Genomic DNA, 20251 nt, shown 5'->3' with positions numbered 1-20251 from the left:
TCTTAGGTCGCTTTGGGCTTGCGTGGAGCGATCGGTGCGGTGCTTGTTCGGTCGCCAGAGGCTCGCTGGCGCCGGTGGCCTAGCTTCATCAAGTCGATGGGGCTGACGGACACCTGGGGCGCCAAGGTCGCCAACCAAGCTTCTCGACCAAGTACTCGGAGAGCCCTCACCAGGGTGTTGAGGGTTGCTCCAACGCCTGTCTCAAGGTTGACCAGTGCCTTACGGGAGATTCCAGCCTGCTTTGCCAATTCCAACTGGGAGATGTTTTGGTCTAGCCGTAAGCGTTTGACGTCCTCGCCTAACCGCGTGATCAGTTCCTCCGCTGTTGACTGGTTTATTGTGTTCATTTGAAGTCACTAAATCTCGTAGGCTGAAATTTTGACTCTATTTGAACTCGTTGTCTAATTTCATTTTTAATGAATTCATTTTTATTCAATGACCCTAAAAAGAGCTTTTGTGTGTATGTTTTATTGTTTTTGTATCTTTATGAAGTCAAAAATAAGATTAAATTAAGAGCCCACTTCTGCACGGCAGGTCCTCCTGTTGGCATGAGTTGACTCAACAGGTTGCTCACCCGGAAGGTGCCTCGCAGCCAGGCGATATCGCCACACATTCCGACTGTGTCGCGGGAGGCTGAAGCTACCCATGCATAGCGAGAGGCCAGTTGCTGCCGTCTGACGTGTCAAGGTGATCGCCAAGCCTGTCGGAGTCTTTGTAAGACTGCGTTACGGTGCTGTAGTCGCCTTCCCACTTGAGCGAGAGGCAAGCGCCGATCCTCGAGACGGCCCGCAGAAGGTGAAATAAACCCAGCTCTTTCCCGTTACGAATTTCAGGAGGCGCTATGAAAACTCAGATCGGCGCATTCCCTGGCCAGCAGACGGGTCACCACAGGCGCTGCCCCTGGTATCTGCGAATCTGGCGTGCCCTGCATCACAACCTGCGTTGAGGGGCCCCTCGCCTGATCACGGAACTCGAGATGAGGCTCATCCCACCGCACCAGCTACTCCTGCCGCACCCGTGCGCAAGCGATCAAGGTAGTCAGCCCATGCCTGCATCATGCTGCGCCGCTGATCCAGGAACTGTGCGCGGTTGTAGGCACGGCCGAGTGGATCGAGGGGGGCGTGGGCGAGCTGGGCTTCAATGACCTCTGCCGCGATGTTCAATCGCTCTGCCATCATCGTGCGAGCCATTGCCCGGAACCCGTGCGCGGTCATCTCGTCGTTTGCGTAGCCAAGGCGGCGAAGAGCACTGCGCACGGTGTTTTCGCTCATGCAACGCTGTCGCGAAGTCAACGCGGGGAAGACGTAGATCCCGTCGCCTGTCAACGGCCGGAGCTCTTGGAGCAGGGCCACTGCTTGACGAGCCAAAGGCACGAGGTGCGGCGGCCCTTCTTCCTTGTCCGCCTTCGTGCGTTTCATGACGCTGCCTGGCAAGGCCACCATGGCGCCGTCTAGATCGACCCAGGCCCACTCCAGTTTGCGGTGTTCGCCTGGCCTCAGCAGTAGGAGCGGGGAGAGCAGCAGCGCAGTTCGAGTAACGGGTTGGCCGTTGTAGTCGAACGAATCGCGCAGCAGTTTCGCAACATCTTCGGGGTTGGTCAGCGCTGCATGGTGACGCGTCTGCACCGGGCGCAGAGCGTCGCGCAAGTCCGCTGCTGGATTACGCGAACAAGCTCCGATGGCGATGCCGTAGCGGAACACCTGTCCGCATGCGTCCTTGATCCGGTGGGCGGTCTCGATTGCACCTCTCGCCTCGACGCGGCGAAGCGCCGTTAGCAACTCGGGGGCTTCAATCTCGGAAATCGGGCGGCGGCCGAGCCATGGAAAGACGTCCTGCTCAAGTCGAATGCGGGTTCTGGCGTTATGTCCCTCGCTGACTTTTGCCGCATGGATGATGGAAAGCCATTCGCGGGCAACTGCCTCGAACGACCCCTCTGGTGGCAAGCCTGCTTCATCCCGGGCGTTGGCCTTAGCCGCGGCTTGCTGTACAGCCTTCTGGGCTTTGCGGTCCTCGCTGGGGTCGACGCCCGCCTGAACTTTGCGGCGTGCCTCATCGCGCTTAACTCGCGCCTGGGCGAGGGATGTCTCGGGGTAGGTTCCGAGTGAAAGCATTCCCTCCTTGCCGCCGAACCAGTAGCGCTGCCGCCACCAGCCGACACCCGTCGGCCGTACGTTCAGTACCAGTCCGGCACCATCGCTGACTTTGCTTGGCTTCCCGGCCTTCTGCGCCGCCTTGAGCTCCGCTCTAATCGCCTTGTCTGAAAGTAGGTCGACTGCAGCCATCGTGCTCTCCCGTCCCGGGTGACCGGGTAACTCTGAGCCCATGTTACCCGGTTTGAGAGAGTTACCCGGAAAGTTACCCGGTCGAGAGCTGGAAGTCGGTGGACTTCCACGGATGGTACGGGCAAGAAAAAAGACCCAAGTCGTTGATTTACTTGGGTCTTTGGACTCTAGCGGACTTTGCTGGACGGGTAACTGGTGGAGCCGGGGGGAATTGAACCCCCGTCCGCAAGCCATCACCGGGCAGTTCTACATGCGTAGCCGTCTGATTTGAATCTCGCGTTCAGGTCGCGCAGCGGCACGCTACCTTTCCCGCCAGTCACTTGATCTTATTGCCCGACGAGTGACCCGCCTGGCAACCAGCTGATGTGAATGACTTCTCCACCTTCTCCTTGCGGATCAGGCCCGGCCCATCAGCGAACCGGTGAGAAGCTCAACCGCAATTAAGCGGCGAGTGCGAACGTAGAGTCGTTTGCAGTTACTTTGTTTCCAGTGGTTTTACGAGCGGACTGGTGCTCGGCATGCCCTACTCCGGATCCGCACCCACGTCGAAACCAGGTCGGCCCCAGAACTCGGTAGTTTAAGGCACGCGGCAGAGCTTCAAGAGCTCGGCGGGGGAAGAAAGAAGAAAGTCTGCGCCCCAGGTCTCGATGGGCTTGCCTCGGCCGAGGTAGCCCCAGCTCACGGCGGCCGTCTTCATGCCTGCGGCATGGCCGGCGATCACGTCGCGCTCGTCGTCGCCGACGTAGATGCATGCGCCTGCCTCGACGCCGATGCGCCGAGCGGCTTCGAGCAGCGGCGCGGGATGCGGCTTGGTGTGCGGCGTGGTGTCGCCACCGACGACGACCTTTGTTTGCAGGCGCAGCGCCTCGGCCAGCGGCAGTGCGAAGCGCTCGGCCTTGTTGGTGACGATGCCCCAGGGCAACTGCAGTTCGCTCAGCATCACGGCGACGTCGGTGAACACGCGGGTGAGCCGCAGCATGCGGGCCTCGTAGATGTCGAGGAACTCGCGCTTGAGTGCCTCGAAGCGTTCATCGCCCGGCGCGATGCCGAAGGCGCCGCCGATCATGCCGCGCGCGCCCGAGCCGCACAGCGGCCGCAGCGACTCATAGGGCACGGGCGGCAGGTCGCGCGCGGCGAGCATGTCGTTGGCGGCACCGGCCAGGTCGGGGGCGCTGTCGATCAGCGTGCCGTCCAGATCGAACAGCACGGCACGCAAGCCCTGCATCACAGCGGGCGGCGGCAGGCCAGCAGGTAGTTGACGTCGGTGTCGCTGCCCAGGCTGTAGCGCTGCGTCAGCGGGTTGTAGGTCAGGCCCTTGCTCGAATGCAGCTCCAGGCCGGCATCGCGGCAGAACTGGGCCAGCTCCGAGGGCTTCAGGAAACGTGCGTACTCGTGCGTGCCGGCCGGCAGCATCTTCAGCACGTACTCGGCGCCGACGATGGCGAGCATGAAGGATTTGAAGTTGCGGTTCAGCGTGGACAGGAATACCCAGCCGCCCGGCTTCACCAGCGTGCCCAGCGCGCGCACGACCGAGGACGGATCGGGCACGTGCTCCAGCATCTCCATGCAGGTGACGACGTCGAAGGAGGCCGGCCGTTCGGCCGCCAGCGCCTCGACGGCGATCTCGCGGTATTCGACGTTCTCGGTGCCGGCTTCCATCGCATGGAGCTGGGCCACCTTCAGCGGCTTCGTCGACAGATCGATGCCCAGCGCGTTCGCGCCCTTGCGCGCCATCGAATCGGTCAGGATGCCGCCGCCGCAGCCGACGTCCAGCACCGTCTTGCCCTTGAGCGGGCAGAGGCCATCGATCCAGGCCAGGCGCAGCGGGTTGATCTGGTGCAGCGGCTTGAATTCGCTTTCGGGGTCCCACCAGCGGTGGGCCAGCTCGCCGAACTTGGCGAGCTCCTGGGGATCGGCGTTCGTCATAGGCCGGGATGGTAGCGGATGTGGGGTGCGCGGGCCGGCCTCAGCGAGCCTGCGGACCGTCGCCCACCGTCCTGTTCCGGCCTTCCTTCTTGGCGCGGTAGAGCGCTGCGTCGGCGGCCGAGATCAGCGATTCGATCGCCACGCCATCGCCCGGCACGCAGCAGGCCACGCCCAGGCTCAGCGTGACGACGGCGCCGGCCGGCGACTCGGGATGCGGGATCGCCAGCGCCTCGCAGGCGGCCCGGAGGTCTTCGGCAACGCCGAGCGCGTCCGCGTAGTCCACATTGGGCAGCAGCACGACGAACTCCTCGCCGCCGTAGCGCGCCGCCAGGTCGCCGGCCCGCCGCACGGCGTGGGCGAAGACGGCAGCCACCTCCACCAGGCAGCGGTCGCCTTCGAGATGCCCGAGCAGGTCGTTGTAGCGCTTGAAGGCATCGATGTCGGCCATCACCAGCGCCAGGGGTTTGCGCTGGCGGTGGGCGCGGCGCCATTCGTCGTGCAGCGCTTCATTGAAGCGGCGCCGGTTCGCCAGGCCCGTGAGCGCGTCGCTGAAGGACAGCCGCGACAGGTGCTGGTTGGCCTCCCGCAACTCGTCGGTGCGCTGGGCGACCAGGCGCTCCATGTCCCGCTGGCGGGCGAGCAGCCTGCGCGTGCGCCAGCGCTCGCCGGCAGCGATCAGCGAGGCGAAGGCGATGACCGCGAGGCAGTAGAACCAGATCGTCTGGAAGAAGCGCGGCTTGACCGTGATGGACAGCGGGGCGGCCGGCTGCCAGCGGATGCCGTCGGTCGAAGCCTCCACCTCGAACTGGTAGCGGCCGTGGGGCAGCTCGGGGAAGTTCACCTCGCGGCTGGAACCGGCATCCACCCAGTCGCGCGTCGGACCCTTCATGCGGTAGTGGAAGCGCATCCGGTCGGCGAGCAGCAGGGTGGTCGCGGCGTAGCGGATGGTCAGTGCCGTCGTGCCCGGCTCCAGCACCACGGGTGCATCCGCTGCCTGGCTGGCGCCGTCCACGACGATGTCTTCGATCCGCACGCCCGGCGGCGTCCCCAGGCCCGGCAGGTGCCGCGGGTCCACGATCACCAGGCCGTTGGAGGAGGGCAGCCACAGCCGGCCAGCGGCATCGACGGCACCGGCGGATTGCAGCCCGCCCGCGAAGGTCGTGCTGCGCAGGGCGTCACCCGGGCCGAAGCCGGCCGAATGCACCTGCTCCAGGCGACCCTGGGCAAACGCATCAAGGTCGGCGCGAGCCACGCGATAGAAGCCGCGGTTGCAGGTCATCCAGAGATAGCCCTGGCGATCTTCCAGGATGGTTTGCGAGAGGCCGTCCCAGAGCCCGTCGCGAGTGCGGATGCTGGCGATCTTGCCGTCCTTGCCCAGGCGGTTCATGCCCTCGCCATTGGTGCCGATCCACAGGGTCGAGTCCTTGTCCTCGTAGAGGGCCATGATCCAGTTCGACACCAGGCCGTCCTTGCTGGTGAGCGTCTTGAAGACACCGTCGCGCAGTTGGACCAGGCCCTGGCCCGTGGTGCCGAACCACAGCGTTCCACTGCGGTCTTCGAGGATCGCGGAGATGCCTTCCTGCGGCAGGCCAGGGGCGGTCACGGGAACGAAGCCCGAGCCTTCGAAGCGCGCCAGGCCCGAGCGCGTGCCGACCCACAGCACGCCCTTGCTGTCGCGGTAGACCGAGCGCACCTCGTTGCCCGGTAAGCCCTCCGCCACGCCGAAGGTCTCGATCTGGCCTTGCTGGCCCGGCTTCAGGCTGACCACGCCGGAGGTGTAGGTCCCGATCCACAGTGTGCCGTCCGCGTCCTCGTGAAGGCTGGAGATCTCGTCCGTCGGCAGGCCTTCTTTCCTGCCCAGGGGGGTGATGTGCCCATCGGCGATGCGATTGAGACCGCCGCCTGCGGTGCCCACCCACATGACGTTCGAGCGGCCCACCAGCACGGAGCGCACGTTGTCGTGCACCAGGCCCTCGGCCGAGCCGATCAGCACGAACGCGCGGTTGCGCAGCCGGTTCAGCCCGCCGACCCAGGTGCCGACCCAGACGCTGCCTTCCCGGTCTACCTGCAAGGACCAGATCTGGCTGCCCGCCAGGCCTTCCGGGCTGGACACCGAACTGAAGTGCACGCCATCGCCGTCTTGACGCATCCGGAGGACGCCGGAGCCCCAGGTGCCGATCCACAAATCGCCGCGGGCATCGAGGGTCAAGGCCGTCAACTGGTCGGTGGGCAGGCCTTCCGCCAGGCCGTAGACCTTGATCTCGTCCCCGTCGACATGGGCGAGGCCGCCGCCCGCGGTCGCGGCCCAGACGCCGCCCTTGGGGTCGGCCAGCACCGAGCGCACCTGCAGGTGCGGGAAGCCGTTGGCGGGGTTCAGCACCTTGAAGTGCCCGTCGGCGAAGGAGACCAGGCCGTTCGTCGTCGCGATCCACAGCACGCCCTTGCGGTCGAAGGCCAGTGCGCGCAGGCGGTCGGTCGGCAGGCCGTCGGCCTGCTGGTAGAGCTTGGTCGCGTCCTTGGTCCAGCGCAGCAGGCCGTGCTCGGTGGCCATCCAGATGGCGCCGTCGGCGGCCTGCGCGAAGGCCCAGACCCGCCGGCTGGCCGTCATCTCGCTGGTGATGACCGTCTCGAACCGGCCGTCCCGGTAGACAGCCGCGCCCTTGCTGTGCCCGATCCAGAGTGCGCCGTCCCGGTCCTGCATCAGGCCGAACACCGGCTCGGAGGCCATGAACGGTGCTTCGGTGCCGCTGAAGGTCTTGAAGCGCACGCCGTCGAAGCGGGCCAGCCCACCGGCGGTGCCGACCCAGAGCTTGCCGTCGCGGGTCTGCAGCAGGGTCTGGACGGTGTTGAGCGGCAGGCCTTGCTCGGTCTGCCAGAGGTCGATCTTGTACTGCGAGAGAAAGTGGGTGGGGTCGTCCAGCGGCGGCGCGTCAGCGGCTCTTGCCGGGACCACGGCCAGCGCGGACATCAGCGCCAGGAAACCGAGAGACAGCCAACGGAGGATCAGGAGCAAGCGATTCATCGAGAAGGACTGCCGCACAAGGTGCGGCGCCCGGCATCATCGTTCTGCGAATTGCCTGGAGATCCTGCATTTCAGGCGGTAGGAGAACGAGTGTACAGGCGGCCCGCAGGGCGCCTCGGGCAGGGATCTCAGGTGCTCAGGCGTCGGTCGAGAGCGAGCCGGGATAGCTCAGCGAACTCGAATCCGGCGAGACGGAAAACACCACGTTGGAGGCCGCCGAGCGATCCATCATCGACGCGTACAGCGACAGGACGCCGCTGGAGGACTTCGCGTACTTGGCGGCCTGCGAGATGGCCGCGCTCTGCTGGATCGTGGACGAGAGCTTCTGCGCGTCCTGCGCCTGGGTGGCGATGCGCGTGGCGAAGCTCGGCGTGCTGGTGTCGGCATTCAGGAAACTCTTGACGGCGGCCTTGTCGCTGTCCGAGCCCTTGGTCTCCAGGGTACCGTCGCTGTCCACGGAGAAGTCCACGGCCCCGCTGAGCTTGGCGCCGGCCTTGCTCATGGCGGCGCGCAGGTCGGTGGCGAGCGTCTTCTGGGAGTCGTCCAGCGCGTGCGTCGCCTTGGAGGTCTTGACCCCGCCGGCGGCTTGCTGGATGGCCGTCTGCATCGCGGTCTCGGCGATGCCCTTGCGTCCCGTCGTCTTGCCGGCCGGCGTGCTGCCGTCGGTGGACGTGCTGTCGGCCGTTTGCTGGGCCATGTAGCCGATCAGGGGTTTGCCGATGGTGGAGAGCATGGTGGCGTCCGTGGAGTCGTTCGGGGCCGGTCCATGATGCATGCCCAAGGGCCTCGGCAATGCCTGCAAGAGAGCCCGCTTTACCCGGCTTCTTCGTCGCAAGCTGCTCACGGTACACTGCGGCCGCTATTCAGCGCAGCGGGTACGCCTACAGGGGCGCGCGGCGCAGAGATGCAGTACTCGCACGGGACACAGCGTTCCCGGTTCGCCTGGCGAACACAACACGGGCCCAAGGCCGCATCGGCCTGGGTCATTTCTTTTTCGACTGAAGAGACAGAGAAACCAAACCATGAACAAGACTGAACTGATCGACAGCATCGCCGGCAAGAGCGGCGTGACCAAGGTCGTGGCTGCACAGGTGCTGGACGCCGCGCTGGGCTCGATCACCGAGGCGCTGGTCGCCGGCGACACCGTGGCCCTGATTGGCTTCGGCAACTTCAAGGTCAGCGAGCGCGCTGCCCGCACCGGCAAGAACCCCGCCACCGGCGAGCCGCTGGAAATCGCCGCCGCCAAGGTTGCCAAGTTCACGCCGGGCAAGGCACTGAAGGATTCGGTGAACGGCGCCAAGTAAGCCGCTTCTCGCCGCGATCAGACTGATCGGAAGGGCGTCCACCGCAAGGTGGGCGCCCTTCGTCTTTGCGGGCTCACATCGATGCGGCCAGCATCGCGTGGTAGTCCTCGCGGCTGGCCAGCCGCGGGTTGGTCTTGTGGCAGTGGTCGAGCATCGCGCCGTCGATGATCCGGTCGAACATCTCGGGCTTCACGCCCATCGCGGCCAGGCCCGAAGGCAGGCCCAGCCTTGCGTTCATGTCCTGGATGGCCGCGGCCACCGTGTCGCCGCGCTCGTCGCTGCCGCCCAGGCCCATCGCATGGGCCATGCGGGCCAGCCGGCGATCGCGCCGCATGCTCTCGGCGCCGGCGTTGAAGCGCACCACCGCCGGCAGGAACACCGCATTGAGCGTGCCGTGATGCAGACGCGGGTCCGCGCCGCCCAGGCTGTGGCTCAGCGAGTGCACGCAGCCCAGGCCCTTCTGGAAGGCCATCGCGCCCTGCATGCTCGTGCTCATCATCTGCCAGCGGGCTTCGCGGTCGTGCCGGCCATCGCGGGTGGCGCGTTCGATATGCGCCCAGCCGCGTTCCAGTCCGTCCAGCGCGATGCCGTCCGCTGGCGGGTTGACGGCGGCGGACATGAAGGTCTCCATGCAGTGCGCGATCGCGTCCATGCCGGTCGCCGCGGTCAGCGCCGGCGGCAGGTCCAGGGTCAGCGCCGGGTCGCAGATGGCGGCGCGGGGCATCAGCGCGCCGTTGTGGAAGCCGAGCTTGCGGCCGTCGTCGACGATGAGGATCGCGCCGCGCGCCACCTCGCTGCCGGTGCCCGCGGTGGTCGGCACGGCGATCACCGGCGCGGCCGCCGCCGTGATCAGCGCGCTGCCGCCTTCGATCGTCGCGTAGGTCTTCAGCGGCCCTGAGTGCGTGGCCGCGATCGCCACGCCCTTGGCCAGGTCGATGCTGGAGCCGCCGCCCACGGCGACGAGCCCGTCGCACTGGCCCATCTGGTAGAGCTTCACCGCCTGGCGCACCGCGGCCTCGGTCGGGTTGGAGGGCGTCTGGTCGAAGACCGGTGGCGCCCGGCCCGGCTCCCAGGCGGACAGCGCCATGGCCAGCACGCCGGCGGCGCGCACGCCCTCGTCGGTGATGACCAGTGGCCGCTGCATGCCAACCCGCGCGCATTCCTGCGGCAGCAGCGCGACGGCGCCGAAATCGATGTGGATCTGGGTCAGGTACTGGATCAAGGCCATGCAAAGCTCCCTCGGGGCCGGTGGTGCTCGTCTGGCACACTGCCCGTTTCATAGTGTCGTGGAGTTCCGGGTGAGTCGCACCTTGTTGACACCGCGGATGGCCAGCGTGCTGGAACGCATCCATCGCGCGGGCCGTCCGCCGTTTTACACGCTGAGCCCGAAGGAAGCACGCATCGCGTACAAGATGGGTGCGGAAATCCTCGATTTGCCGCGCGCACCGCTGCCTCGCGTCGAGGACATCGAATTGCCGGGGGCCGGCGGCACCTTGCCGGCGCGGCTCTACGTGCCCAGCACGGAGGCCGGGCTGCCGGTGCTGCTGTACTTCCACGGCGGCGGCTTCACGATCGGCGGGCTGGAGACGCACGACAGCCTGTGCCGCCAGTTCGCGCTGCGCAGCGGCGCGGCCGTGCTGGCGCTGGACTACCGCTTGGCGCCCGAGCATCGCTTCCCCGCAGCGGTGGACGACTGCTTCGCCGCCATGCACTGGCTGGCCGGCCATGCGCAGACGCTGGGGCTCGACGCCGCACGCATCGCCGTCGGCGGCGACAGCGCCGGCGGCACGCTGGCCGCCGCCTGCGCGCTGCATGCGCGCGATGCCGGCCTGCCGCTGGCGCTGCAACTGCTGATCACGCCCGGCACCACGGCGCACGCCGACACGCCTTCGCACCGGCAGTTCGCCGAAGGCTTCCTGCTCGATGCGGCCTCGATCCGCTGGTTCTTCGACCACTACATCGACGAGGCGCAGAAGACCGATTGGCGCTTCGCCCCGCTGGAGGCCGAGGACCACGCCGGCCTCGCGCCGGCCTGCGTCGTGCTGGCCGAGTGCGATCCGCTGGTGGATGAGGGCATCGCCTACGCCGACCTGCTGCGCGCCAACGGCGTGGCCGTGCAGCTGGAACTGGTCCGCGGCGTCACCCACGACTTCATCAAGATGGGTCGCAGCATTCCCGAGGCGGTGACGACCATCGAAGCCAGCGCCCAGGCACTCAAGCAAGCCCTCTTCTGACACCATGAAACGAACCGACTTCCGCTTCGCCGAGCGCCTGCGCGTGCGCTGGGCCGAGATCGACGCGCAGCAGATCGTCTTCAACGGCCACTACCTGGCCTACTTCGACACGGCCGTCGGCGGCTGGTGGCGCGCATTGGCGCTGCCGTACCACGAGACGATGAAGTCACTGAATGGTGACTTGTTCGTTCGCAAGGCGACGTTGGAGTACGTGGGTTCGGCCCGTTACGACGAACTGCTGGACGTCGGCGTGCGCTGCCAGCGCATCGGCAGCAGCTCGATGACCGTGCTCTGCGCCGTGTTCCATGGTGACGAGCTGCTGGTCCATGGCGAACTGGTCTACGTGTTCGCCGATCCGGCCACGAAGACGCCGAAGCCCATTCCGTCCGCGCTGCGCGCCGTCATCGAAGGCTTCGAAGCCGGCGAGCCGGTGATCGAGGTGCGCATCGGCGGCTGGGACGAACTCGGCGCGCAGGCCGGCGCGATCCGCCAGGCGGTGTTCGTCGACGAGCAGAAGATTCCGGCCGAGATGGAATGGGACGCCGCGGACGCGAGCTGCGTGCACGCGGTGGCCTTCAATCGTTTCGGTATGCCGCTGGCCACCGGCCGGCTGCTGGAGCACGTGCCCGGCGTGGCCAAGATCGGGCGCATGGCGGTGGCGCGCAGCATGCGCGGCGGGAGAGTCGGCCGCGCCGTGCTCGACGCGCTGATGCGCGAGGGCCGTGCACTCGGCTACGGCGAGGCGGTGCTGCATGCGCAGCTTTCAGCGCAGGGCTTCTACACCCGCGCGGGCTTCGTGCAGCGCGGCGCTTCCTTCGAGGAGGCCGGCATCGGGCACGTGGAGATGGTCAGGGCGCTGTGAGGACGACCGGCTCGAAGCGCTCGACGTGGCGCGGGCCGGTAATGTGCGGCGCCAGCAGCGCCGCCAGTGCCTGAACGGAGGCTTCGGCATCGGGGCCGGTGTGGATCTCCATCCACGTTTCCGGCTCACCAGCGCGGCGCAGCAGCCGCACCTGCGGCCAGGCCTGCAAGACCGCCTTGATCGCCCTGGCTTGCGCCGGCGCCACCTTGTAGTAGACGTACAGCTCCGTCGTCACTGCGGTTCCGTGAGCGGGTAGGGCAGCGCGCGCGGCAGCAGCAGCGGGCCGTCCGCCGAGCCCAGGTGCAGGCTGCCCGAGGTCAGTGCGGCGATCTTGGTCTCGGCCAGGATCAGGCTCTGGCCATCGCGCGCAGCTGCCGTGGCGACGAGACCGGCCGGCTGGCCCGGGTCTTCGCTGTGGAAGATCTCCTGGCCCGGCGCGGCCGCGCCTTGCAGTTCGTACAGGTAGGTGCGGCGCTTCAGCGTGCCTCGGTACTGGCTGCGGGCCACGACTTCCTGGCCCGGGTAGCAGCCCTTCTGGAAGTTGACGCCGCCCAGCAGCTCCAGGTTCAGCATCTGCGGCACGAACTGCTCGCTGGTCGCGGCAACGATCCAGGGCAGGCCGCTTTCGAGTTCCAGCCATTGCCAATCGGCTTCGGCCATCGCAGGCAGTGCGGGCGCGGCGGCATCGGCAGGCTGGGCCAGCAGCCAGCGCGCCGGGCCGCCGGCGGGCGAGGGCAGGCGGATCTTCACGGCCGCGTCCTCGCGGGTCAGCGTCCAGTTCGATGCCGCTTCCCCAGTCGGCGCCGTGAGGCCCCAGAGCTGCCAGTCGGCCGTCGCATCCGTGATCTTGCACTTGGCGCGCAGCACGAACATGGACAGGCGCTTCTGGATTGCCGGCAGCAGTTCGGCCGGCAGGGCGAGCAGGATTTCCGTCTCGCTGTTCTTCCAGCCGATCATCGTCGCCAGCAGCCGGCCCTTGGCCGAGCAGAAGCCGGCGAGGCGGGCCTCATGCAGGCCCAGCAGCGCGAAATCCTGGGTGAGCTGGCTGTGCAGGAACTTGGCGGCGTCTTCGCCTTGGGCGCGCAGGATGCCCAGCGTGGTGAGGCGCGTCGCGCAGGAGGTCGTCGAGGTCATGGCGCGATTATCATCAGCGCCCCGCATCCGGCCCGACCTCATGGGTATTTGTCAGTCATGAAATTGCTGGGCAGAACGCTGCTCGTTTTGATCCTCATGGGGCTGGCCGCCGGCGCGGCGGCCTGGTGGTGGCTGAATGCGCCGCTGCGGCTGGCCACGCCTTCGGTGGAGGTGTCGATCGAAGCCGGCACGCCGCCGGGCGCGGTGGCGCAGGCCTGGGTGGCGGCCGGCGTGCAGACCGATGCGCGCCTGCTCTACGAGTGGTTCCGTTGGTCCGGCCAGGCGCGGCAGATCCGCGCCGGCAGCTACGAGATCCACCAGGGCGATTCGCCGCGCGAACTGCTGGGCAAGATGGTGCGCGGCGACGAGGTGCTGGAGCAGCTGCGCATCATCGACGGCTGGAGCTTCCGTCAGGTGCGCGCCGCGCTGGCGAAGTCCCCGTCGCTGAAGCTCACCACCGCGGCCATGAGCGATGCCGAGATCATGACCGGCCTCGGCGCGCCGGCCGGCCAGGCGCCGGAGGGGCGCTTCTTTCCCGATACCTATGCCTACAGCCGCGGCGTCAGCGACCTGACCGTGCTCAAGCGTGCCTACAAGGCGATGCAGAAGAAGCTCGATGCCGCCTGGGCCTCACGGGAGCAGGGCCTGCCGCTGAAGAGCGCCGACGACGCGCTGACCCTGGCCTCCATCATCGAGAAGGAGACCGGCACCGCGTCGGACCGCCATCTCGTGTCCGCCGTGTTCGTCAACCGGCTGCGGCTGGGCATGCCGTTGCAGACCGACCCGACGGTGATCTACGGCCTGGGCGAGAACTACGACGGCAACCTGCACAAGCGCGACCTGCAGGCCGACAGCGACTTCAATACCTACCTGCGCACCGGCCTGCCGCCCACGCCGATCGCGATGCCCGGCGCCGCGGCGCTGGAGGCGGCCGTGCATCCGGCGCACAGCAAGGCGCTGTACTTCGTTGCGCGCGGCGATGGCTCGGGCAGCAGTGAATTCAGCGAAGACCTCGCCACGCATAATCGCGCCGTCAACAAATACGTGCGCGGCAAGTGAGTTCTCGTTTCATCACCTTCGAAGGCATCGACGGCGCCGGCAAGTCCACGCACATCGCATCGCTCACGGCGCGCCTGGCCGCGCAGGGCGAGGTCGTCAGCACCCGTGAGCCCGGCGGCACGCCGCTGGCCGAAACGCTGCGCGGCCTGTTCCTGCACAGCGGCATGGATCCGCTGACCGAGCTGCTGCTCGTGTTCGCCGCGCGGCGCGACCATCTGCAGAAAGTCATCGAGCCCGCGCTGGCCGCCGGCAAGACCGTGCTATGCGATCGCTTCACCGACGCCAGCTTCGCCTACCAGGGTGGCGGCCGTGGCATGGACCTGGCCGTGCTGTCCACCTTGGAGCAATGGGTGCAGCAGGGCCGCCAGCCGGACCTGACCCTGTGGTTCGACCTGCCCGCCGAGGTGGCCGCGCAGCGCCGCGCCGCCGCACGCGAGGCCGACCGCTTCGAGCAGCAGGACCTGGAGTTCTTCGAGCGCGTGCGCGCCGGCTATGCGGCCCGCGCCGCGGCGGCGCCGCAGCGCTTTGCCCGCATCGACGCCAGCCTCTCGGTGGCCGAGGTGGCCGCGCAGATCCTCGCCGTGATGGAGCAGCGCGGATGGTGACGACCGAGCTGCCCTGGCTGGCCGAACCGCTGACCCGCGCGCTGGCCACCGCGCGCTCGCACGCGCTGCTGGTGCAGGGGCCGGCGGGCGTCGGCCAGTTCGACCTGGCCCTGCTGCTGGCCCAGGCCTGGCTGTGCGAGAGCCCCCGCCCGGACCACACGGCCTGCGGCGAATGCGCCAGCTGCAAGCTGTTCCATTCGCGCACGCACCCGGACTTCCAGGTGCTGATCCCCGAGGCGCTGCGCGAGTCGCTGGGCTTCGGCGCGCCGGAAGGCGAGGGCGGCAGTGCGGAAGCCAAGGCCAGCAAGACCAAGCCCAGCCGCGAGATCAAGATCGACGCGGTGCGCGCGATGCTGTCCTTCGCGCTGAGCACCTCGGCACGCGGGCGGGCGAAGGTCGTCGTCGTCTACCCGGCCGAGGCGCTGAACACGGTGGCGGCCAATGCGCTGCTGAAGACGTTGGAAGAGCCGGCCGGGCAACTGCGCTTCGCGCTCGCCAGCACTTCGCCCGAGGCGCTACTGCCAACGATCCGCAGCCGCTGCCAACCGGTGCCGCTGGCGCTGCCCGCACGCGAGCCGGCATTGCAGTGGCTGGCGGCCCAGGGTGTCGAGTCGCCCGAGGTGCTGCTCGATGCCGCCGGCGGCCGCCCGCAGGAGGCGCGCGACTGGTTCGAGGCCGGCCTGCGCGCCGCGGCCTGGACGCAGTTGCCGCGCCGCGTGGCCCAGGGCGATGCGACGGCGCTGGCCGATCTCTCGCAGCCTCGCGCGATCGATGCGTTGCAGCGCCTGTGCCACGACCTGCTGCGCCGCGCGCATGGCGCGCCCGGTTCCTTCTTCCCCGCCGATGCGCTGCCCAAGACGATCGAGCGTGCCGCGCCGCTGCATGAATGGGAAGCCACGCTCCGCCGCGCAGCACGCCATGCCGAACATCCGCTGAACCAGGGCCTGCTGATGGAATCGCTCGTCTCGCAAGGCCAGCAGGCCATGCGCGAAGCGATGCCCGCTACGCCCCGCCGTACACTCGAACGATGAGCGATACGCCCTCCAGCAAGAGCCCGCCGACCTTCGGCGCGATGTCGACCTTCGGCCCCCAGTCGCCCGGTGCGGCAATGGGTGGCGTGGGCGCGCCGCCGGCCGGTGCCGCGGCCTCGCGGGCCGGCGTGATCCAGCTGGTGTTCCGCGAGAAGGGCGCGCTCTACGCCGCCTACATCCCGAGCTTCACCGATGGGGGGCTCTTCGTGCCGACGCCGCGCGACTACCGCCTCGGCGACGACGTCTACCTGCTGATCTCGCTGCCCGAAGACAACCAGCGCTACCCGGTGGCCGGCAAGGTCGCCTGGCTGACACCGGCCAATGCCTCCGGCGGCCGCACCCAGGGCGTGGGCGTGCGCTTTCCGTCCGACGAGAAGACGCGCCTGATCAAGCTGAAAATCGAAGAAATCCTGGGCACGAGCATTTCGTCTTCGAAGCCCACGCAAACCATCTGATGTTTATCGATTCCCACTGCCACCTCAGCTTCCCGGAACTGCAGGCGCAACTGCCCAAGATCCTCGACGAGATGCAAGCGGCGCAGGTCGACCAGGCCATCTGCGTCTGCACGACGATGGAGGAGTTCCCGACGGTACAAGGCATCGCCGCCGCACACGCGAACCTCTGGGCCACCGTCGGCGTCCACCCGGACAGCGAGGACGGCGTCCATGAGCCCAGCGTCGACGAACTGGTGCGGGCAGCGCAGGATGCCAAGGTCGTCGCCATCGGCGAGACTGGCCTCGACTACTACCGGCTCAACGGCCGCACGATCGAGGAGATGGAGTGGCAGCGCGAGCGTTTCCGCACGCACATCCGCGCCTCGAAGCAGACTGGCAAGCCCCTCGTGATCCACACGCGCAGCAGCGCCGACGACACGCTGCGTGTGCTGCGCGAGGAGGGCGGTTCGCACGGCGTGTTCCATTGCTTCACCGAGAGCGCCGAGGTCGCGCACGCGGCGATCGAACTGGGCTTCTACGTGTCCTTCTCCGGCATCCTGACCTTCAAGAATGCCCAGGCGCTGCGCGACGTGGCGCAGCAACTGCCGATGGACCGTCTGCTGATCGAGACCGACAGCCCCTACCTCGCGCCCATCCCCTACCGCGGCAAGACCAACTCGCCCGCCTACGTGCCGCACGTGGCCAAGGCCCTGGCCGAACTGAAAGGCGTGCCGGTCGACGAACTGGCCGCACGCACCACCGCCAACTGCAAGACGCTGTTCAACCTGCCATGACGAAGAAGTACCTCCTGCCCCTGTTGCTGCTCGGCGCAACGCTCACGGCCAGCGCCGCGCCGATCGACGACCTGACGACTGCCGTCGAGCTGGACAACGGCCGCGAGGTGCTGGCCCTGCTGGTCAAGGGCGTGGATGCCAATGGCACCGACCAGCGCGGGCGCAAGCCGCTGGGCGTGGCGCTGCGCGAGGGTTCGGAGCAGGCCTTCGATGCGCTGCTGGCCGATCCGCGGGTGGACGTCGTCAGTGCCAACGACAAGGGCGAGACGCCGCTGATGCTGGCCGCCATCAAGGGCCGCCTCGATTGGGCGAAGAAGCTCGTCGCCCGTGGCGCCAAGATCAACCAGCCCGGCTGGACGCCGCTGCACTACGCCTGCACCGGCCCGGACGGCGGCGTTGCCGCCTGGCTGCTGACGCAGGGTGCGGACGTCAACGCCCGCTCGCCCAACGGCACGACGCCGCTGATGATGGCCTCGCGCTATGGCGCCTCGGAGAACGTGGCGATCCTGCTGAAGGCCGGTGCCGATGTCTCGCTGAAGAACGAGCAGGACCTGACGGCCGTGGACTTCGCGAAGAAGGCCGGCCGCGACCTCACGGTCAAACAGTTGCTGGCGGCCACGCCCCGCTGATCGTCAGGCCAGCGTCCGGCCGCCATTGACTGAGAAGGTCTGGCCGGTGATGAAGTCCGCCGCCGGCGAGGCGAGGAAGCGCACCATCCCGGCGACGTCCGCCGGCGAACCCTGGCGGCGCAGCGGCGTCAGCGAGCGGTAGGTGGCGTACTCCTGTTCCGGCGTGCCGGCATGGCGCTCGACCGGGATCCAGCCTGGCGCCACCAGGTTCACGCAGATGCCTTCAGGGCCCAGCTCGCTGGCCCAGGAACGCGTCAGCCCCAGCATCGCGCCCTTGGCCGACACGTAGTGGGCGAAGTTCGAGTTGCCGATGTCGATCACCTCGCTGCCGATGTGGATCACGCGGCCGACCTTGCGGGCGCGCCAGTCCGGCAACACGGCATGGAGCAGCAGCAACGGCGCCTTGACGAAGAAGCGCAGCTGGTCGAGGTGATGCTCCCAGGACTGCTCCATGATCGGCATCATCGGCTGCGGGCCGGTGGCGTTGTTGACGATCAGGTCGACCGGACCCAGCTGGGCCGCGATCGTTGCCAGGCCGTCGCGCACCGAGGCTTCGTCGGTGACGTCGAAGCGCGCCGCCACCGCGCGTCCGCCTGCAGCGTGGATCGAGGCGACCACGGCCTCGGCACCGGCGGTGTCGGCGTGGTAGTTGACGGCCACGGCCCAACCATCGGCGGCGAGGCCGCGGGCGATTTCAGCACCGAGCCCACGCGAGGCACCGGTCACGAGGGCAATCTTCTCTGTCATGGGAATCTCGGCGTTAGGTGGGCGTAACCGGCGATTAGAGCGCGGCGGCCGGATGGCATGCAAGTAGGAATCTGTCCGACATGGGCAATGGCCGCACACCGACTGGGCGGCCGGGGCTGGGCGCGTACATTGCGTTCACGTTCCGCAACGAATGGGAGTGACGCAATGAACGGCAAGACCCCTCAAGCGAGCCCGCGCATCGATCCCTTTGCCATGCTGCTCGACCCCGACCGCGTCGTCAGCGACATGGAACATTCCGAGCGCCTGCAGCGGCTGCAACGGCGCGTGGTGCATCCGCTGGACCTGCCTTCGCGCAACGGCCGCACGACGCAGGCCGCACAGGCGGCGGAGTTCGACCGGATGGTGGATGAGGCGCCGGAAGAACCGATGGACGATCCGCAGGACGGGGCCGTCCTGTCCTGACAGCGCTTTACGCGCCGCGCATCAGGCGCGCCGCGAAGGCCGTCACCTCGGCCGGCACCGGCGCGATGGTCGTGCCGTCCAGCGCGACCTGGATCACGCGGCGCAGCGTCTGCGCTTGCGGCGTCAGCGGGCCGGCGAAGCGTACGGCACCGTCGGTGGCGATGACGACGATCGTCGGGAAGGTCTCGACGTCAACATCGCCGACCAGGTCGGCCTCGTCCTCGATGTCGATCCACTCGACGCGCAGGCCCTCGAACTCCGCGCCCACGGCGCGCAGCACCGGCGCGTAGTCGTCGCAGAGCCGGCACCAGGCGGCACACAGGCAGGCGACGATCACGCCTTGGTGCATCACGCCTTCTCCCAACGCCCCGCGATGTTCTTCAGCAGGGTGTTCACCGCCGCAAGCTGCTGGTTGCGCAGGCTCAGGAGGCTGGTCTCGCTGCTCAGCACGGCCGCCTGCGCGGTGGTCACGTTCAGGTAGCTGACGGTGCCGGCCTTGTATTGGTCGGTGACGATCTCCAGATTGCGCTGCGCGGCCTGCAGCGCCTCCTGCTGCAGCTGCGCCGCGCGTTGGGTCTGATCGGTGACGCTCAGGTTGTCCTCGACCTCCTGCAGCGCGGTGAGCACCGCCTGCCGGTAGGTGGCGGTGGCCTGGTCGGCGCTGGCACGGGCCTGGGCGCTGGCGAGCTTGCGCTGGCCGCCATCGAAGATGGCCTCGGTCAGCGCCGGGCCGAGCGACCAGAACAGGTTCGGCGCGCTGACCAGGTTCGACAGCCTGGAGCTGCGGTAGCCGGCACTGGCCGACAAGGTCAGGTCGGGGAACCAGGCCGCGTCCGCGATGCCGATCTGCGCGTAGGCGGCGGCCACGCGCTGCTGGGCGGCGGCGATGTCGGGCCGGCGCTGCAGCAAGGTGGCGGGCAGCAGCTCGGGCACGGCCGGCACGACCGGCAGCGCCTCGGTGCTCGCCAAGGTCAGCTCGGAGGGCGGAATGCCCAGCAGCACGGCGATTGCATGCTCCATCTGCGCGCGGGTGGACGCCGCCTCGAGTTCCTGCGCCTGCGCCTGCTTCAAGGTGGTCTGCGCCTGCAGCACGTCGCTGAGCGCAGCGACGCCGCCCTGGTAGCGCACCTGCGTCAGATCCAGCGAGCGCTGGTAGGCGCTAACGGTACGGGCGTAGAGGGCAGCCTGGGCCTCGGCGGCACGCATCGAGAAATAGGTCTGCGCGAGCAGGGCCTGGGCCGAGAGGCGGGCGGCGGCAAGGTCGTCGACGCTGGCCTGCAGCGAGGCGCGGGCGCCGGTCGTGGCGAGCGACAAACGGCCCCACAGGTCCAGCTCCCAGCTGGCATTGGCGCTGAGGCTGTAGCTGTTCTGCGGCCGGCCCGAGCTGCTGACGACGTTGCCGTTGGTCGTGCCCGAGGGGCTGGCGCTGCGTGTGCCGGCACCGCTGACGGACAGGGTCGGGAACAGCGCCTCGCGGCTGGCCTCCACGGCGGCACGCGCGGCGCGCACCTGGGCGACGGCGGACTTCAGGTTCTCGTTGCCGATGACGAGCTTGTCCTGCAGCTCGTTGAGCACCGGGTCCTTGAACAGCGTCCACCAGGCATCGGGCGCGGCTTGCGTCGCCGTCGAGGCAGCTCCCTGGCGCCAGATGCCCGTCTCCTTGAACGAGGCCGGGGCGGCCACCGGCGCCGGCGGCTCGACCTTCGTGACCGCGCAGGCGCTCAGCAGGACCGCGCTGAAAATAATGGTTAGCTTCTTGTTCATC

22 protein-coding genes and 1 other RNA gene are annotated in these 20251 nt (G+C 68.0%); 10 read left to right on the top strand and 13 right to left on the bottom strand.

Annotation, left to right across the window (positions count from 1 at the left end; all coding sequences use genetic code 11):
• Positions 1–2: 2 nt before the first annotated feature.
• The 7 genes from SNE35_RS32085 to SNE35_RS14180 form a co-directional block, all read right to left on the bottom strand.
• Positions 3–347 carry a helix-turn-helix domain-containing protein gene (locus SNE35_RS32085; RefSeq protein WP_431312740.1) on the bottom strand — a complete coding sequence of 115 codons (345 nt, stop codon included), beginning with the start codon at positions 345–347 and terminating at the stop codon, positions 3–5.
• 636 nt (positions 348–983) lie between these two features.
• A complete protein-coding gene (locus SNE35_RS14205; RefSeq protein WP_320423567.1) occupies positions 984–2282 on the bottom strand; it encodes a tyrosine-type recombinase/integrase in 1299 nt (432 codons plus the stop codon).
• Positions 2283–2475: 193 nt separating this feature from the next.
• Positions 2476–2846: a transfer-messenger RNA gene (ssrA, locus tag SNE35_RS14200) on the bottom strand.
• A gap of 13 nt (positions 2847–2859) precedes the next feature.
• On the bottom strand, positions 2860–3507 hold the full coding sequence (locus tag SNE35_RS14195; protein ID WP_320423566.1) for an HAD-IA family hydrolase: 648 nt from the start codon (positions 3505–3507) through the stop codon (positions 2860–2862).
• Positions 3507–4208, bottom strand: coding sequence for a bifunctional 2-polyprenyl-6-hydroxyphenol methylase/3-demethylubiquinol 3-O-methyltransferase UbiG (ubiG, locus tag SNE35_RS14190; RefSeq protein ID WP_320423565.1), 702 nt, complete (start codon positions 4206–4208; stop codon positions 3507–3509). Before ubiG ends, SNE35_RS14195 begins: the two co-directional genes overlap by 1 nt.
• A gap of 40 nt (positions 4209–4248) precedes the next feature.
• Entirely contained in the window at positions 4249–7230 is a 2982-nt protein-coding gene (locus SNE35_RS14185; RefSeq protein ID WP_320423564.1) for a two-component regulator propeller domain-containing protein, read from the bottom strand.
• Positions 7231–7366: 136 nt separating this feature from the next.
• Complete coding sequence (locus tag SNE35_RS14180) at positions 7367–7963, bottom strand: hypothetical protein (protein WP_320423563.1); 597 nt, start codon at positions 7961–7963, stop codon at positions 7367–7369.
• Positions 7964–8003: 40 nt separating this feature from the next.
• On the opposite strand from SNE35_RS14180, the gene SNE35_RS14175 reads away from it, so the two are divergent.
• A complete protein-coding gene (locus SNE35_RS14175; protein ID WP_320423562.1) occupies positions 8004–8534 on the top strand; it encodes an HU family DNA-binding protein in 531 nt (176 codons plus the stop codon).
• Between the two features lie 73 nt (positions 8535–8607).
• Here the strand turns inward: SNE35_RS14175 and SNE35_RS14170 are convergent, their stop codons facing one another.
• On the bottom strand, positions 8608–9762 hold the full coding sequence (locus SNE35_RS14170) for an iron-containing alcohol dehydrogenase (protein ID WP_320423561.1): 1155 nt from the start codon (positions 9760–9762) through the stop codon (positions 8608–8610).
• A gap of 97 nt (positions 9763–9859) precedes the next feature.
• Here SNE35_RS14170 and SNE35_RS14165 point away from each other — a divergent pair, with 97 nt between their 5' ends.
• Together SNE35_RS14165 and SNE35_RS14160 are read left to right on the top strand one after the other, a co-directional pair.
• Positions 9860–10768: an alpha/beta hydrolase gene (locus tag SNE35_RS14165; RefSeq protein ID WP_320423842.1), complete on the top strand. Its 909-nt coding sequence runs from the start codon at positions 9860–9862 to the stop codon at positions 10766–10768.
• A 4-nt stretch (positions 10769–10772) separates the two neighbouring features.
• Positions 10773–11630 carry a YbgC/FadM family acyl-CoA thioesterase gene (locus tag SNE35_RS14160; RefSeq protein ID WP_320423560.1) on the top strand — a complete coding sequence of 286 codons (858 nt, stop codon included), beginning with the start codon at positions 10773–10775 and terminating at the stop codon, positions 11628–11630.
• Here SNE35_RS14160 and SNE35_RS14155 read toward each other — a convergent pair.
• Both SNE35_RS14155 and ygfZ read right to left on the bottom strand, forming a co-directional pair.
• Positions 11617–11865: a DUF4936 family protein gene (locus tag SNE35_RS14155; protein ID WP_320423559.1), complete on the bottom strand. Its 249-nt coding sequence runs from the start codon at positions 11863–11865 to the stop codon at positions 11617–11619. The two genes, SNE35_RS14160 and SNE35_RS14155, sit on opposite strands and share 14 nt — an antisense overlap.
• Entirely contained in the window at positions 11862–12764 is a 903-nt protein-coding gene (gene ygfZ, locus SNE35_RS14150; RefSeq protein WP_320423558.1) for a CAF17-like 4Fe-4S cluster assembly/insertion protein YgfZ, read from the bottom strand. Before ygfZ ends, SNE35_RS14155 begins: the two co-directional genes overlap by 4 nt.
• A 57-nt stretch (positions 12765–12821) precedes the next feature.
• Between ygfZ and mltG the strand changes: the two genes are divergently transcribed.
• The 6 genes from mltG (at position 12822) to SNE35_RS14120 (ending at position 17316) form a co-directional block, all read left to right on the top strand.
• Complete coding sequence (mltG, locus tag SNE35_RS14145; protein WP_320423557.1) at positions 12822–13823, top strand: endolytic transglycosylase MltG; 1002 nt, start codon at positions 12822–12824, stop codon at positions 13821–13823.
• Positions 13805–14428 carry a dTMP kinase gene (gene tmk / locus SNE35_RS14140; RefSeq protein WP_431312750.1) on the top strand — a complete coding sequence of 208 codons (624 nt, stop codon included), beginning with the start codon at positions 13805–13807 and terminating at the stop codon, positions 14426–14428. The genes mltG and tmk overlap by 19 nt, the downstream gene beginning before the upstream one ends.
• Positions 14422–15459: a DNA polymerase III subunit delta' gene (holB, locus tag SNE35_RS14135; protein WP_320423555.1), complete on the top strand. Its 1038-nt coding sequence runs from the start codon at positions 14422–14424 to the stop codon at positions 15457–15459. Before tmk ends, holB begins: the two co-directional genes overlap by 7 nt.
• Positions 15460–15536: 77 nt before the next feature.
• Positions 15537–15914, top strand: a complete 378-nt coding sequence (locus SNE35_RS14130; protein WP_320423841.1) for a PilZ domain-containing protein — start codon at positions 15537–15539, stop codon at positions 15912–15914.
• Positions 15914–16687 (top strand): TatD family hydrolase, encoded by a 774-nt coding sequence (locus SNE35_RS14125; RefSeq protein WP_320423554.1) that lies wholly within the window; start codon positions 15914–15916, stop codon positions 16685–16687. Before SNE35_RS14130 ends, SNE35_RS14125 begins: the two co-directional genes overlap by 1 nt.
• Positions 16684–17316, top strand: coding sequence for an ankyrin repeat domain-containing protein (locus SNE35_RS14120; protein WP_320423553.1), 633 nt, complete (start codon positions 16684–16686; stop codon positions 17314–17316). Before SNE35_RS14125 ends, SNE35_RS14120 begins: the two co-directional genes overlap by 4 nt.
• A gap of 3 nt (positions 17317–17319) precedes the next feature.
• On the opposite strand, the gene SNE35_RS14115 is transcribed toward SNE35_RS14120, so the two are convergent.
• Entirely contained in the window at positions 17320–18063 is a 744-nt protein-coding gene (locus tag SNE35_RS14115; protein ID WP_320423552.1) for an SDR family oxidoreductase, read from the bottom strand.
• Positions 18064–18228: 165 nt separating this feature from the next.
• Here SNE35_RS14115 and SNE35_RS14110 point away from each other — a divergent pair, with 165 nt between their 5' ends.
• Positions 18229–18486: a hypothetical protein gene (locus SNE35_RS14110; protein WP_320423551.1), complete on the top strand. Its 258-nt coding sequence runs from the start codon at positions 18229–18231 to the stop codon at positions 18484–18486.
• 7 nt (positions 18487–18493) lie between these two features.
• On the opposite strand, the gene SNE35_RS14105 is transcribed toward SNE35_RS14110, so the two are convergent.
• Both SNE35_RS14105 and SNE35_RS14100 read right to left on the bottom strand, forming a co-directional pair.
• The gene (locus tag SNE35_RS14105; RefSeq protein ID WP_320423550.1) at positions 18494–18835 is read right to left on the bottom strand and encodes a thioredoxin family protein; all 342 of its coding nucleotides are present in this window, start codon (positions 18833–18835) and stop codon (positions 18494–18496) included.
• Complete coding sequence (locus tag SNE35_RS14100) at positions 18835–20250, bottom strand: efflux transporter outer membrane subunit (protein ID WP_320423549.1); 1416 nt, start codon at positions 20248–20250, stop codon at positions 18835–18837. The genes SNE35_RS14105 and SNE35_RS14100 overlap by 1 nt, the downstream gene beginning before the upstream one ends.
• Between the last annotated feature and the right edge of the window lies 1 nt (position 20251).

Origin of the sequence: Roseateles agri (assembly GCF_034043675.1) — a bacterium.
Lineage (GTDB): Bacteria > Pseudomonadota > Gammaproteobacteria > Burkholderiales > Burkholderiaceae_C > KK5.
Note: the sequence above shows the minus strand (reverse complement) of the source record. Positions and strands in the feature narration are given on the sequence as shown.

Excerpts from the sequence above, each read along its gene's own strand:
- SNE35_RS32085 (WP_431312740.1), bottom strand. The coding sequence starts at position 347 with ATGAACACAATAAACCAGTCAACAGCGGAGGAACTGATCACGCGGTTA.
- SNE35_RS14205 (WP_320423567.1), bottom strand. The coding sequence starts at position 2,282 with ATGGCTGCAGTCGACCTACTTTCAGACAAGGCGATTAGAGCGGAGCTC.
- SNE35_RS14195 (WP_320423566.1), bottom strand. The coding sequence starts at position 3,507 with ATGCAGGGCTTGCGTGCCGTGCTGTTCGATCTGGACGGCACGCTGATC.
- ubiG (WP_320423565.1), bottom strand. The coding sequence starts at position 4,208 with ATGACGAACGCCGATCCCCAGGAGCTCGCCAAGTTCGGCGAGCTGGCC.
- SNE35_RS14185 (WP_320423564.1), bottom strand. The coding sequence starts at position 7,230 with ATGAATCGCTTGCTCCTGATCCTCCGTTGGCTGTCTCTCGGTTTCCTG.
- SNE35_RS14180 (WP_320423563.1), bottom strand. The coding sequence starts at position 7,963 with ATGCTCTCCACCATCGGCAAACCCCTGATCGGCTACATGGCCCAGCAA.
- SNE35_RS14175 (WP_320423562.1), top strand. The coding sequence starts at position 8,004 with ATGCCCAAGGGCCTCGGCAATGCCTGCAAGAGAGCCCGCTTTACCCGG.
- SNE35_RS14170 (WP_320423561.1), bottom strand. The coding sequence starts at position 9,762 with ATGGCCTTGATCCAGTACCTGACCCAGATCCACATCGATTTCGGCGCC.
- SNE35_RS14165 (WP_320423842.1), top strand. The coding sequence starts at position 9,860 with ATGGCCAGCGTGCTGGAACGCATCCATCGCGCGGGCCGTCCGCCGTTT.
- SNE35_RS14160 (WP_320423560.1), top strand. The coding sequence starts at position 10,773 with ATGAAACGAACCGACTTCCGCTTCGCCGAGCGCCTGCGCGTGCGCTGG.
- ygfZ (WP_320423558.1), bottom strand. The coding sequence starts at position 12,764 with ATGACCTCGACGACCTCCTGCGCGACGCGCCTCACCACGCTGGGCATC.
- mltG (WP_320423557.1), top strand. The coding sequence starts at position 12,822 with ATGAAATTGCTGGGCAGAACGCTGCTCGTTTTGATCCTCATGGGGCTG.
- holB (WP_320423555.1), top strand. The coding sequence starts at position 14,422 with ATGGTGACGACCGAGCTGCCCTGGCTGGCCGAACCGCTGACCCGCGCG.
- SNE35_RS14130 (WP_320423841.1), top strand. The coding sequence starts at position 15,537 with ATGGGTGGCGTGGGCGCGCCGCCGGCCGGTGCCGCGGCCTCGCGGGCC.
- SNE35_RS14125 (WP_320423554.1), top strand. The coding sequence starts at position 15,914 with ATGTTTATCGATTCCCACTGCCACCTCAGCTTCCCGGAACTGCAGGCG.
- SNE35_RS14120 (WP_320423553.1), top strand. The coding sequence starts at position 16,684 with ATGACGAAGAAGTACCTCCTGCCCCTGTTGCTGCTCGGCGCAACGCTC.
- SNE35_RS14115 (WP_320423552.1), bottom strand. The coding sequence starts at position 18,063 with ATGACAGAGAAGATTGCCCTCGTGACCGGTGCCTCGCGTGGGCTCGGT.
- SNE35_RS14110 (WP_320423551.1), top strand. The coding sequence starts at position 18,229 with ATGAACGGCAAGACCCCTCAAGCGAGCCCGCGCATCGATCCCTTTGCC.
- SNE35_RS14105 (WP_320423550.1), bottom strand. The coding sequence starts at position 18,835 with ATGCACCAAGGCGTGATCGTCGCCTGCCTGTGTGCCGCCTGGTGCCGG.
- SNE35_RS14100 (WP_320423549.1), bottom strand. The coding sequence starts at position 20,250 with ATGAACAAGAAGCTAACCATTATTTTCAGCGCGGTCCTGCTGAGCGCC.